General features: G+C 60.1%; 6 protein-coding genes. 2 read left to right on the top strand and 4 right to left on the bottom strand.

Going from position 1 to position 14,092, the window contains the following annotated elements; translation table 11 throughout:
- Positions 1-2 precede the first annotated feature (2 nt).
- Positions 3-1,625, bottom strand: coding sequence for a methyl-accepting chemotaxis protein (locus LCH65_RS09045; protein ID WP_044309239.1), 1,623 nt, complete (start codon positions 1,623-1,625; stop codon positions 3-5).
- A 295-nt stretch (positions 1,626-1,920) separates the two neighbouring features.
- Between LCH65_RS09045 and LCH65_RS09040 the strand changes: the two genes are divergently transcribed.
- The gene (locus LCH65_RS09040; protein ID WP_058416016.1) at positions 1,921-7,893 is read left to right on the top strand and encodes an NEL domain-containing protein; all 5,973 of its coding nucleotides are present in this window, start codon (positions 1,921-1,923) and stop codon (positions 7,891-7,893) included.
- A gap of 59 nt (positions 7,894-7,952) precedes the next feature.
- Here LCH65_RS09040 and LCH65_RS09035 read toward each other — a convergent pair whose 3' ends face one another.
- Positions 7,953-8,699: a tellurite resistance TerB family protein gene (locus tag LCH65_RS09035; RefSeq protein ID WP_054080746.1), complete on the bottom strand. Its 747-nt coding sequence runs from the start codon at positions 8,697-8,699 to the stop codon at positions 7,953-7,955.
- A gap of 299 nt (positions 8,700-8,998) precedes the next feature.
- Here LCH65_RS09035 and LCH65_RS09030 point away from each other — a divergent pair, with 299 nt between their 5' ends.
- On the top strand, positions 8,999-11,086 hold the full coding sequence (locus LCH65_RS09030) for a response regulator (RefSeq protein ID WP_054080829.1): 2,088 nt from the start codon (positions 8,999-9,001) through the stop codon (positions 11,084-11,086).
- Between the two features lie 61 nt (positions 11,087-11,147).
- Here the strand turns inward: LCH65_RS09030 and LCH65_RS09025 are convergent, their stop codons facing one another.
- Entirely contained in the window at positions 11,148-12,254 is a 1,107-nt protein-coding gene (locus LCH65_RS09025) for an NADH:flavin oxidoreductase/NADH oxidase (protein WP_003391177.1), read from the bottom strand.
- A gap of 112 nt (positions 12,255-12,366) precedes the next feature.
- Positions 12,367-14,082, bottom strand: a complete 1,716-nt coding sequence (gene recJ, locus LCH65_RS09020) for a single-stranded-DNA-specific exonuclease RecJ (RefSeq protein ID WP_003364955.1) — start codon at positions 14,080-14,082, stop codon at positions 12,367-12,369.
- Positions 14,083-14,092: the final 10 nt, after the last annotated feature.

Raw genomic sequence — 14,092 nt, 5'->3', positions numbered from 1 at the left:
CTTCAGACCTTGAAACGCGAAACGCCGCTGCGCAGCCCGACCGCGACCTGACTCAACTCGTCGATCGCGAAACTGGCTTGACGCAGTGATTCGACGGTCTGGCTGCTGGCATCCGCCAGTTGTACCAGCGCCTGATTGATCTGTTCGGCGCCGGTGGCCTGGGCCTGCATGCCTTCGTTGACCATCAGCACACGAGGTGCCAGCGCCTGAACCTGATGGATGATCTGCGACAGCTGCTCACCGACCTGGGTGACCTCGAACATGCCACGGCGCACCTCTTCGGAAAACTTGTCCATGCCCATCACACCCGCAGACACCGCAGACTGGATTTCCCGCACCATCTGCTCGATATCATAAGTGGCGACGGCAGTCTGGTCGGCCAGGCGACGGACCTCGGTGGCAACCACTGCAAACCCGCGACCGTATTCACCGGCCTTCTCGGCCTCGATGGCGGCATTGAGCGACAGCAGATTGGTCTGGTCGGCGACCTTGACGATGGTGACGACGACCTGATTGATGTTGCCGGCCTTCTCGTTGAGGATCGCCAGCTTGGCGTTGACCAGATTGGCAGCGCCCATCACCTGATGCATGGTGTCTTCCATACGTGCCAGGCCCTGCTGGCCGGAACCGGCGAGAACCGACGCCTGATCCGCCGCCGAAGTGACTTCGGTCATGGTGCGCACCAGGTCCCGCGAGGTGGCGGCGATTTCCCGCGACGTGGCGCCGATCTCGGTGGTGGTTGCAGCGGTCTCGGTGGCGGTAGCCTGCTGCTGGCGTGACGTTGCAGCGATCTCGGTGACCGAGGTAGTGACCTGTACCGAGGAGCGCTGCGCCTGGGCAACCAGCGCGGTGAGCTCGGTGACCATGTCGTTGAAGCCAGTCTCGACCGCATTGAACTCGTCCTTGCGCGACAGGTTCAATCGAGTGCTCAGGTCGCCGGTACGCATGACGTCCAGGATCCGAACGATCAATTGCATCGGTGCCGTGATCGAACGCATCAACAGCAGACCGCAGGCCGCAGCCGCCAGCACGGCGACCAGCAGCGACAGGATCATGCTGATCTTGGCAGCCAGCACGGCATTGACAATGTTGGCGGTGGCCTGATCAGCCAGCTGTTTATTGGCGACAATGAGATCATTGAGCTGCTTGCGTCCCGTGAGCCAGACCGGGTTCACTTCGCCATAGAATTCGGCGCGCGCGCCTGCGTAGTCGCCGCTATCGTACTTGGCGTGAACATCGGCGAGCATGCGCGAATAGGCTTCGCGGCGCTTTTCGAAGAGCGCGAAGCTGTCTCTGTCTGCATCATCGAAGATGGACTTTTTGTAGCCGTCCATCTGTGCCTGCAGGTTTTCGTCAAAGCCCTGAAACTGGTCCTTTTCCTGCTTGGTCAGCGGCCGCGCCTGCCCTTCGGCAATCAGCTCCAGCGTGCGGATGTAACTCTCGCCCCAAGCACTGCGCACCAGGGTGCTGTAATACACGCCGGGCAACGCATCCAGACGCACATCTTCCTCGCTGGACTCGATGGACAACAACCGTGAATAAGATACAACGACCATCAACAGCATGATTGCGATGATGACGGCGAAACTCGCCAGAATCCGTTGGCGCAAGGTCCAGTTCTTCACAGTCAGCCCTCAAGAGTTCAACGACGGCGTCGGGCCGTGTTCAAGAAGTGGACCGACGGACGGTCCAAACGGCGTGAGTATAGCCCAGCCGTCAAACGTTACATGGGTAATACAGAACGAAGTCACGGCCGCTATCGATCGCCGCTCCTTCACCCATCCAATGTCTTGTCGGCCATCGCCACCACTACTTGAGCGATGGTCTTCAGAAACAGCGAAAGCACATAGATAGTTAGCACTTGTACGGCAAGTCACGACCGTAAGCTTTGTCGTTGTTCATTCACGACAAGGCACTTAAATGCTGGATCTATCTCTGTCGGGCAAGGCTTCTGCACTCCCGCATCTGCAACTGATAAAAGACAAGGCCCCGGAGTGGCTGCTTCAGGCTGAGCCGGCAACCCATGCGGCCTTGCGCAAGGCCTCGCGGCGCCCCGTGCAATGGCTGAAAGGCGCACGCAAGTCCAGCCCTGATCAGGTCGCCGAACTGCAGCGCCTGTATGCCGAGCATCGCGAGAACGAGCAACAGGTTCGTTCGACGCTGGATCGCCTGTCGACGCTGGAGGACTTCGCAAGACCCTTGCTGACAGCCGCCATCAAGGACCGCTTCGGGCTGGAGGTGGACGTCACCGACACCTGGCTGTTCCACGCCAGTCGGGCGCGAGTCGATCAATCGTTCAATACGGCATCCAGAGACCCTCTAACGCAGGCAAACATTGCACTGAGGGCCGCGACCCAGAGCCTGCTCAAGGTTGCGCTACAGAATTTCGAAGCCTGGGAAACCGCACCAGGCGCAATGGACGCCAGCACCGGTATCAAGGCCCAGGTGTTTTCTTCCTTTGAAATCCTCGGCCCACAGATCACCGGCAAGTCCCTGCCTATTTCCCCGGCCGGCTTTGCGGCGCTGTGCCGTGAGCTGGACCTGGGCGGCCAATATCAGGCGCATATCCAGACCGCCTTCAGCACGCCTTCGACCCCTGACGAAACGGAAGACGCTGCGGCATCGAGGCTGCGCCAGACCTTCATGCAGCTGGAAGCATCGTCGATCCGGCTGCAGTTGCAGATTGCATCCCTGCAACAACAGATCAGCCCGGACTTGCAAGGCGCATTACTGGAGCTTCTCGATGGCAAGCAACAAGTCCGCCTCGATAACCGGCCAGTCAACTGCAGCGTTGTGTGCCTGGGCGATATCGAACTGAGCGGTCTTCTGGTTATTGGCAAGGACCGGGATATTGCCACTCAGGCAGAGCGGATTGTGGTGTATATCCCGGATGATCCCGTTGCGCCGTTGAAGGAATACGACTCGGTCGAAGTCTTCATAAATGAATTACGCGACCGGATGTTCATCAACGACTACCTGAACTTCTTCATGCGCTTCATACCGGCGCGCCATCGAAGTGCCTTGTTTGAAAAGTTGTCCGAGCGCCTATACCCCAAAGTCAAGAAAGGCGGCATTTTCGAGCGCCAGTGGCTGGAGCGTGAGGCGGACCGAAACGCCCGACTCCACCTGAGAGAAACCGTGCTGCAAGGTCCACTGCTGGACAACCTGCACGAGCGCAAACGCGCGGCCTTGCGCGACGACGCACTGTTTCATGGTGTGCCTACAGCAGTACAGGATCAGAAAACCTTCGATGAGCGCGTGCAGTACTTCATGGACACCGCCTTCAATGTCCTGAATATCGCAGGCTTCGTCGTTCCGGTATTGGGCGAAGTGATGATGGCCGTCACCGCCATTCAGCTGGTTCACGAAGTGTATGAGGGCGTGGAAAGCTGGGCCAAGGACGAGAAACAGCAGGCGTTCGCCTACCTGTTCGATGTAGTCGAGAACGTTGCCCTGATATCGGCTCTTGGCGCTGCGTCGACGGGCGCCGCAGGTATCCCGGCGGTACAGGCGCCCGAGTTCGTAAACAGCCTCAAGCCCGTGGATTTGCCGGGCGGCACGACCCGCCTGTGGAAGCCTGACCTGACGCCCTTTGCCCATGACATCGTACTGCCCAAGGGTCTGCAGCCCGACGCTACCGGGCTGTACACCTGGCAAGGCAAGCAGTGGTTGCCACTTGAAGGACGTACCTATTCAGTCAGCCCTGCCACGAGCGGCGACGGTTACCTGATCGAGCACCCGACCCGCGCGGACAGCTATCGGCCCGCCTTGCGGCACAACGGCGCAGGCGCATGGCTGCATGAGCTCGATCAGCCGCTGGAGATGGAAGGCCTGAACCTGTTTCGACGGTTGGGCTATTCCAGTGAAACGTTTTCGGACAGCACCGCCAGGCGCATCGTCAAAGTCAGCAACACGCCTGAATCCGTGATGCGCGAGGCACTGACCGATCAGCGTCGTCCTCCGGCATTGCTTGAGGACACGGCGCGCCGGTTCAGGCTGGACCAGGAGATCGAGCGTTTCATCGAACAGCTGGAAGCCAACGATACGAACGCCGCGGCGCCCCTTCAACTTGAACTGTTGAGCCAGGACCGTGGCTGGCCGAGCAATCGCGCCTTGGTACTGGTGGATGCCGAGGGCCGCACGCTGCAGACATTCGCTCCGGCCTATCAGCCGGTCGTGTCTGACACCCTCAACATCACTGTTCATGCCGACCAGCCGGATGCCCTGCGCCAGGTGCTGGAAAAGCTGAGCAACAACGAAATCCGCACCCTGCTCGACGAAGAGTTCGGTGCAGGCCAGCTTGGCATGTCACCGCGACTGATCACGTTACGGGCGCAATTGGCGGCACGCGCCCGTGCCACGCGGGGCTGGCTGTTCGAGTCTCATTACCGCGCATTGAACACCACCGAGGCGCAAGGTGCGCAAACCCTGCAGAAGGCATTTCCCGGTCTGCCGCCTTTGGTAACCGAGGAACTGGCCAGCCATGCCTCGCCTGCCGAAAGACTGCAACTCGTGACAGAACGACGTGTACCGTTGACCATTGCCGAAGAGGCCAGCGCCTATTTACAACAGGTAAGGCTGGCGCGGGCCTATGAAGGGCTTTATCTGACCTCGGTCTACAGTGCCGACACTGACTGCCTTGCATTGCACAGCCTTGAAGCCCTGCCGCAATGGCCGCCCCAGGTCAGACTTGAGGTCCATGACCGGTATTTCGGTGGCCGCTTGATCGACAGCATCGGCCCCGAGGATGCCCCCGTACGCAAAGTACTGATCAAGGACGGCAATCGTTACCAGGCCCGTGACGCTGAGGACCAGCACCTGCACGGGCTGGACGATCTGTACTCGTCCGTGCTGCACGCCCTGCCCGATGCCCAACGCAAGCAATTGGGCTTTGCCCGGACCAGCGAGGGCCAGACGCTGGCAGCGCTGATTCAGGACAATCCCCTGCCCCGCCAGCACCTGGCACCATTGCTGAAAATGCAGGCGATCAAGCCAGGCTCGAAATCCCCCATGCGCCTGGCTGACGGTCGCCTTGGCTACCCTCTGAGCGGTAGCGGCAGAGTCGACTGGCACATGACCGACGAGAGTCTGCTGGACAAGATCCGCACACTTGAGCTGGAGGATGCGTTTCCCGAAGACATCCTCGACCGTCTGCGCCACGCCGGCTGGGACAACAGAACCATCGATACGCGACTCAACGACCTGCTGGGCGAGCAAATGCTGTTGCGCGCAAGTCTCGACGCCTGGACCTATGAATCCGTGGCAATGCCCCCCATGAGTCAGGCTCATATCGACAGTCGCACGCGCATCCACGAAGCGATCTGGAGCCACTGGCGCCTCAACAACCTCCCCGAGATAGGACGGACGCTTGAGCCGCTGCGCCTGCACCATGTCTCGCTGAGTGATTTTCCGCAACATCTGCCGGACTTCGTCTTCAACCGCGTTACCGCACTGCACCTGGAAAACATATCGGTCGAGTCCGGAGCGCGACTCGATGCAGCGGATATAACGCCAGCAGGCATGAACCTGCCCCGACAGTCGACCAACAGCGTCGAACTTGGCGCCTTCCTGCAGCGCTTCCCGCATACCCGCGCACTGAACCTGATCAGTGAGCCCGCCTCCCGTCTGGCCCCCGAGCCCTCGATCTTTCTCAACCTGCCTCAGCAAGTGTCCCGTGTGCTGCCCCAACTGACCGAACTGGGGCTGATCAACCAGGGCATTTTTCTGGACCAGGCGCAAATGGACCCCTTGCGCAGCATGCCTGGCCTGAGGATGCTGAACCTCAGTGGCAATCGCCTGATCAGCGTGCTGCCCATGGACCTGAGCTGGCTGCACCTCGACCGGTTGGTGCTGGAGCGGGTCAGCATGCACCGCTGGCCGTCCTGGCTGACCGACATAATCCCGAACAACATTCGCGAACTGTCGGTGGCGCACAATAACCTGACGGAACTGCCCGGGTGGATCCTCGACAATCCTCCCAGCCCTGAGCATCGGACAGTGATTGACTTGCGCGGCAACATCCTGTCCCGACACACTGCGATGCATGCACGTATCAATGAAGCGGTAGCCGGCAGTTCCTTCAGTTTTGTCATGGACACTCCGGTTGCCGTGCAGGCCGCTGTAAACAGGCAATTGAACGAAGGTGCAGAATTATTTGCCGCCGTTGATCGGTGGACGCATGCCTCCAGCTCGATGGCCTTACCGAGCGAGCAGACCCTCGAATCACGCCGTCGGATCGGCAGGCTTCTGACCGATCACTGGCGAACCTTCAGCCTGGGGCAAATCCACAGTCCACTGCGCCTCGCAGACATTGCGTTGGCCGACTTTCCCCGACACCTGCCGGATTTCTTTTATCGCCAGGTACGCTATCTGCATCTGAGCAGAATCATTGGCACAGCCGCTGATCTGGATCAACTGTTGCGCCGCATGACGGATCTGATCTCGCTGGAAATAAGCGGGCATGTCGCCCCCCTGCTGCAACTGCCACCGGCGCTGCTCGAGCTTCGATCTCTTCGTACACTATCGCTGATGGATCAGGGGATGCTGGTAGAGCAACAGCACATCGATTTCTTCGGCCGGATCGCGACGCTTGAAAGGCTGGAGCTGGATGGCAACAGAATCGGTGCCATCAGCGACCTGGCCAGCCTCAGTGGCACAGCACTTAACTGGCTGTCACTGAACAACATCGGATTGGTCGAATGGCCAACCTGGGTGGAGAGCATGGTCCCAGCCCAGATCAGGACACTGTTGCTGGAAGGCAATCTGATCAGCGAACTGCCAGAACACATACTCGCCAATCCCGGCAGCGAGTTTTCGCACACGGAAATAAGCCTGCTGAGCAATCCGCTTTCCGAAGACACCATGCGCCGGGCACATCTGTCAGAACGTTATGGACGCTCTTTCACCTTCGACATGGATCTGCCGCCCGAGCTCAGCGCGATGGACTGGACGGAACACCATGACTCGGACGCATCGATCTCTGATTATCTGTCATCAGATGACAGTCGGGCATCGACTCCGGAGCCCGTCACCGTCGAGCCCTGGCTGGACGACAGCAACCCGTTGAGCGCCGGGCGGCGTGAGATGTGGGAGCAACTGGAGGCCAGCGAGCACACCCGCAACCTGCTCGACCTGATCGACTCGCTGCGTCGCAGCGCCGATTATCGCAACATCACCAGCCGCACAGCACTGCGCGAGCGCGTCTGGCGGGTACTGACCGCAGTGAGTCAGGAGCCTCAACTTGGAGAGACCCTCAACGCCATCGCCGAAGAACCGCTCAGGCTGTTTCGTGACAACGACACTTGCCCGGACGGCATTCTTCTGGAATTCAACCAGATGGAGGTGCTGGTGTTCGTCCGGCAGTCGTTGCAGGACGTCGTAGCGGAGCAGCGCGGCGCCCTGTTGTATCGGCTGACCGTCCGGCTGTATCGCCTCTCCGAGCTGGATGCCGCAGCCCGCGAACAGTCCGGGGGCCGTGATGAAGCCGAGGTGCGTCTGGCGTATCGCACGCACTGGGCCAGCGCGCTGGACTTGCCAGTACCACCGGAAGGCATGCTTTTCCAGGCTCACGCAGCCATCAGACCCGGTGAGTTCGACACTGCAATGCTTCGCGTGCAAAACGGAGAACGCGGCGAGCCCTTCCTGCGCTTCGCTCAGCAGCAGGATTACTGGATCAGCTACCTGCGTGAAACCCACACTGGACGCTTCGAAGCACTCGAACGTACCTACAGGACTGAACTGAACCAGCTCACCGACGAGTTCGAACAACGCAATATCAGTCTCGAAGACCCGGAGTATGAAGAACGGATTGTAGAGTTCGAAGCCACATTCAAGGAGCAGCAGACAGCGCTGATCAGGGAACTGACCAACGCCGAAGGAATGGAACACCCCTGATCGGGGCAGTTGCCTGGCACACAAGGCGTGCCAGGCAACTCACTGGCCGGAGAGCCGGTTTACTCAGCGTTCCGCACCTGGCCTTCAAGCTCGGTCTTGAGGCCGGGTTCCAGCTTTAACTCACGCGCCAACTCATCGAGGTAGGCGCGTTCCATGAAGTGCTCTTCATCCACCAGCATCACACTGGCGATGTACATTTCCGCCGCCATTTCCGGCGTGGTCGCGGCCCGGGCCACCTCTGCCGGGTCCAGCGGCTTGTTAAGCTCGGCGTGAAGCCATTGCTGAAGCGTCTGATCGTTGTTCAGTTTGGTGAACTCACCTTCGATCAGTTCGCGCTCACGCTCATCGACATGGCCATCGGCCTTTGCGGCGGCGACCAATGCGCGCAGGATTGCCTGGCTGTGCTGCTCGGCTTCAGCCTCGGGCAGCCGGTCGATGGTTTGCGGTTCACGTTGAGCGGCAAGCCCCTGGCTGGACTGCCAGTTGTTGTATGCCTTGTAAGCCAGTACTCCTAGCGCCGCCAGGCCTCCGTAGGTCAACACCTTGCCGCCCATCCCGCGGGTACGCTTGCCGCGCAGAAGACTCATGGCACCTGCGGCCAGGGCGCCACCACCGGCGCCGGACAGCAGACCACCCAGTCCATTCTGGGAACCGCCCTGTCCTTTGCCACCGCCAAGCAGGCTGCCGAGGCCATTGATCAGTGAGTCGCTGCCCGACGATTGCTTGCCGGATTTGCCTTTGTTCTTGTCCTGCAACATGCTTTGTCCGGACTTGAGCAATTGATCGAGTAAACCACGCGTATTCACAGGAAGCCTCCTACAAGGTTTGTCAGATGAGTCATTGACCAACAAGTTGAAGAGAAGTCACTGTCTGGCTATTACCGGTGTGCTTCCGGATGTTACGGGTTTGAGCAGATACCCGTTCGTCAATCTGCCCCGCCTATTGGCGAACTGCGTGCAACCCGCACCTGTGGCGAAGAGTCAATAAAGTACAGGCTGCAGGTAAAAGCAGGTATGCAGCCCCTTTCCTGAACTGAGCAAACACACATCCCTATTCATATGAATACCCTTGCCTCTTCATGCAGATTTTCAGGAGCTTGTCCGAAGTGATATCGCCCACTGGTTTCCCGACCGCCAACGGCAAGGCCGCCGGGATTATCCGATCCAGGGACTGGAGTCAGACTTCACTCGGACCGATCGAGCATTGGCCGGTATCGCTGAAAAACACCCTGAATCTGATCCTCAATTCTCCGGAGTCCATGTACCTGCTCTGGGGACCGGATCTGGTGTTTTTCCACAATGACGCCTATACCCCGATCCTCGGCCCGCGCAAGGACGACGCTATCGGCGCACTCATTCCGGATCTGTGGGCAGACGTCTGGGACCAGGTCGCGCCGCTGGTGATCGACGCCCTCGCCGGCAAGCCCTGCCACTACCAGGACTTGCCGCTGTCCATGGCACGCTACGGCGAGGTCGAGCAGACATGGTGGTCATTCTCGTTTTCACCGGTCATCGACGAGCATGGCGTGGTAGTCGGCATGTTCTGCATTACCAACGAAACCACTGCGCATGTTCTCAATCAGCAAGCGCTGCAGGAAAGCGAGCGCAAACGCCTGAAACTGATTGATGATCTGGTCAGTCTGGAACGACAGCAGACCGCCAGACTTGAACAACGGACGCTGGAGCTGGACACGTTTTGGCAAATATCTCCTGACCCGCTGGCGATACTCGATTTCAACGGTATCTTTCTGCGGGTAAACCCGGCCTGGACAGCGCTGCTGGGCCACCCGGAACAAGAGCTGCTGGGCACCTCCATCATGACCCTGCTGCATCCGGATGATGTCAGCAACACCCAGAATGCTCTGAAACACACTGTCAACCATGTACTGCCGCTGTTTGAAAATCGTTATCAGCATGTCGACGGCAGCTACCACTGGTTCGGCTGGACTGCGGCACCCGGCAACGGAATCATTTTTGCGCTGGGCAAGCACCTGACCCACGAAAAGGACCGCATCAAAGCATTGCGTATTGCCGAAGAGGCCTTGATTCAATCGCAGAAAATGGAAGCGGTCGGGCAACTGACCGGCGGGCTGGCTCATGACTTCAACAACCTGCTGATGGGCGTCACCGGCAACATGGAGCTGCTGCTGTCGAGGATCAGACAGGAACGCTTCACGGAACTGGACCGCTACATCAACGCAGCGCTGGAAGGCTCGAGACGCGCGGCATCCCTGACACATCGGCTGCTGGCATTTTCGCGCCGTCAGACGCTGGCCCCCAAGGCCACGGATATCGATCTTCTGGTCGCGGGCATGGACGAGCTGATTCGGCGCACCGTAGGTCCGGCCATCGATATGCAGGTCAACGCCTCACGCGGGCTATGGGCGACCCTGGTTGATCCGCATCAACTGGAAAATTCGCTGCTCAACCTGTGCATCAACGCCAAGGACGCCATGCCCGATGGCGGAAAACTGCTGATCCAGACGGGCAATCGCCACCTGACGGCAGTCACGGCGACCAAGTATCAACTGCCCACAGGCCGTTATGTGGAACTGTCCGTCAGCGACACCGGCACCGGCATGAGCAACGACGTCATGGCGCGGGCCTTCGACCCGTTCTTCACCACCAAACCGATAGGCATGGGCACCGGGCTGGGGCTGTCGATGATTTACGGTTTTGCACGGCAGTCCGGTGGCGGCGTTTACATTACGTCAAAGGTTGGCGAGGGTTCGAAAGTCTGCATTCTGCTGCCGATGCACGAAGGCGAAGCTGAAACGGTGGTCTTCGATGACAGCCCGTTGCAAGTCCCCGCTTCCAGCACGAGTGACGAAACCATTCTGGTCGTCGATGACGAGCCCGCCGTGCGCTTGCTCATTGCCGAGTTGCTTGAAGACCTTGGCTATATCGTCTTGCAGGCTGAACGGGGTGCCGATGCCCTGACCATTCTGCAGTCCAAAGCGGCGATCGACCTGCTGATCACCGACGTCGGTCTGCCGGGAGGCATGAATGGTCGTCAGGTCGCAGACGCGGCGCGGGATGTCCGGCCCGACCTGAAAATCCTGTTCGTGACTGGTTATGCTGAAAACGCCGCGTTGGCGCATGACACGCTTGAGCCGGGCATGCATGTGCTGCCCAAGCCGTTCGCGATTGCCGAACTGATCGGCCGCGTCACCGAACTGCTGGAAGGCGAGTAAAAAAATTGAGCGCCGTGCGGCGCTCATTTATCGGGTATTGCCAGCAGAGACCAATTGGCGATCAGTCGCGCAGGTCAGACTCATGAATGGGCTGATCACGATGCGTGGCGCGTTGATACTGCGCAGGCCAGGTTGCCAGGCGGCCACCCAGGTCTTCATCGGCGCGCAGTGGCCAGTACGGATCACGCAGGAGCTCACGCGCCAGCAGGATGATATCGGCCTGCCCGGTGCGCAGAATATGTTCTGCCTGAGCCGGATCGGTAATCATGCCCACCGTGCCCGTCGCGATGTCGGACTCCTTGCGAACCCGCTCGGCAAAGCGCGTCTGGTAGCCTGGACCAACCGGAATTTCCGCATTGGCTGACGTACCGCCCGATGAGACATCGATCAGGTCCGTCCCGATTGCTTTCAAGCGACGCGCCAGCTCGACGGTTTCATCGGCGTTCCAGCCGTCTTCCACCCAGTCGGTGGCGGACACGCGAACGAACACTGGCAGCTCTGCAGGCCATACCGCACGCACGGCTTCGGTCACTTGCAGTGTGAAGCGAATGCGGTTCTCGAATGAACCACCGTACTCGTCGGTGCGCTGGTTGCTCAGAGGCGACAGGAACTGATGCAGCAAATAGCCATGGGCGGCGTGGATTTCCACTACCTTGAAGCCTGCCTCCAAGGCACGCCGCGCAGAATCGACAAACGCCTTGATCAACTCCTGAATCTGCGTTTCGCTCAATTGCACAGGGGTCGTGTGCTGCGGATCGAATGCAATCGCTGAAGGCCCGACTGGCGTCCAGCCGCCTTCATTGAGAGAAATACTGCCATGCTTGCCAAGCCACGGGCGCCAGGTGCTGGCCTTGCGGCCGGCGTGCGCCAGCTGGACGCCTGCAACTGCGCCCTGAGCGTTGATAAAGCGCGTGATGCGTTGCAGCGGTTCGATCTGTTCGTCGTTCCACAGCCCAAGGTCTTCGGGAGTGATGCGGCCGTCCGGCGTCACCGCCATCGCTTCGGTGATGACCAGTCCGGCACCGCCGACGGCACGGCTTCCAAGGTGAACCAGATGCCAGTCATTGGCCAGGCCGTCGACACTGGAATACTGGCACATCGGCGACACTGCGATGCGATTGCGAAGGGTCAATTGGCGCAGGGTATAGGGTTCAAGCAGCAGGCTCATGGCAACCTCTCGTAATGAAAATTCAGGTGTCCAGGTTCCGTTCATTCAAAGAACAGGTTTGGCAAACCGTGTAGTGTCGACAACCCGGTGGAGAGAGGGGTTCCTGCTATCGTCAACGCGGTGCGATATGCACCACCATCAGCTGCACGGTTTCGTTGCCGCGAAACTCGTTGAGGTCGAGTTTGTAGGCCAGCTCGACCCAGCGGATATTCGGATTGGGCCAGACATCCCGGTCGACGCCGAACGCAATGCCATCGAGCTTGACGCTGCCGCACTCGGTCTTGAGCACCATCTTCAAGTGACGCTCGCCCACCACCCGTTGCTCGACCAGCTGAAACACGCCGTGGAACAGGGGCTCGGGGAAGTGCTGCCCCCAGGGACCGGCATTGCGCAGCGCGCGGGCCAGTTCCAGGTGGAATTCCTCAACGGCCAGCGAGCCGTCGGACAGCAGACGTCCGGTCAGGTCCTGCTCATCGAGTTGACGACGCACCTCCAGATCGAACGCTTCGGCAAACGCCGGGAAGTTCTCTTCAGGCAGCGAAAGACCTGCCGCCATCGCGTGGCCGCCAAACTTGCTGATCAGATGCGGATGGCTGGCCGCCACAGCGTCCAGCGCATCGCGAATGTGAAATCCCGGCACCGAGCGGGCCGAACCTTTGAGCACACCCTCCCCGGCGCTGGCGAACGCGATGGTAGGTCGGTGGTAACGCTCCTTGAGACGCGAAGCGAGGATGCCGATGACCCCTTGATGCCATTCGGCATCGAACAGGCAGAGGCCGAACGGCATCGACTCTACCGGCAGGTCCTTGAGCTGGGCGAGCGCTTCACGCTGCATGCCCTGCTCGATGGATTTGCGATCCTGGTTCAACTCGTCCAGTTGCACGGCCATTTCCCGCGCCAGTGTCGGGTCGTCACAGAGCAGGCATTCGATGCCCAGGCTCATGTCATCCAGGCGCCCTGCCGCGTTCAGGCGTGGCCCGAGGATGAACCCCAGGTCGGTGGAGGTGATGCGCGAAGGTTCACGCCGGGCCACTTCCAGAATGGCGCGCAGCCCGGGTCGGGCACGCCCGGCACGGATACGCATCAGCCCCTGATGAACCAGAATGCGGTTGTTGGCATCCAGCGGCACCACATCGGCCACGCTGCCCAGCGCAACCAGGTCCAGCAGCTCGCCCAGATTGGGCTGGGCACGCTGATTGCTCTCGAACCAGCCGGTCTCGCGCAGACGCGCACGCAAGGCCATCAATACATAGAAAATGACCCCGACACCGGCCAGCGACTTGCTGGGAAAGGTACAGCCTGGCTGGTTCGGGTTGACGATGGCGTCTGCGGCAGGAAGCTCATGACCAGGCAAATGGTGATCGGTCACCAGTACCTGCAAGCCGGCCGCCTTGGCCGCCGCCACGCCCTCGACGCTCGAAATACCGTTATCCACGGTGATCAACAGCTGAGGTTCGCGCTGCAACGCCACTTCGACGATTTCCGGCGTCAGGCCGTAGCCATATTCAAACCGGTTGGGCACCAGATAATCCACATGCGCCGCGCCCAGCAGACGCAGGCCCAGAACACCCACGGTGCTGGCGGTCGCGCCATCGGCGTCGAAATCGCCGACGATCAGCATACGCTGGCCCTCGCGTAGCGCAGTCACCAGCAGGTCTACCGCAGCATCGATCCCCTTGAGTTGCTGATAAGGAATCAGCCGCGCCAGGCTTTTGTCCAGTTCGGCCTCGCAGGCCACACCTCGTGCTGCGTACAGTCGAGTGAGCAAGGGCGGCAGGTCGCCGAGGAACGGCAAGGTGTCGGGCAATAGACGAGGTTCGATGCGCATGCGGGTCAGC

This window comes from Pseudomonas sp. MWU16-30316 (assembly GCF_020515645.1).
Classification (GTDB): Bacteria; Pseudomonadota; Gammaproteobacteria; order Pseudomonadales; family Pseudomonadaceae; genus Aquipseudomonas; species Aquipseudomonas cerasi.
The sequence above is the reverse complement of the archived record's forward strand: the minus strand, read 5'-3'. Positions and strand labels throughout refer to the sequence as shown.

Bases quoted from the DNA above. Each gene is read 5' to 3' on its own strand.
- LCH65_RS09040 (WP_058416016.1), top strand. From the start codon at position 1,921: ATGCTGGATCTATCTCTGTCGGGCAAGGCTTCTGCACTCCCGCATCTG.
- LCH65_RS09025 (WP_003391177.1), bottom strand. From the start codon at position 12,254: ATGAGCCTGCTGCTTGAACCCTATACCCTGCGCCAATTGACCCTTCGC.
- recJ (WP_003364955.1), bottom strand. From the start codon at position 14,082: ATGCGCATCGAACCTCGTCTATTGCCCGACACCTTGCCGTTCCTCGGC.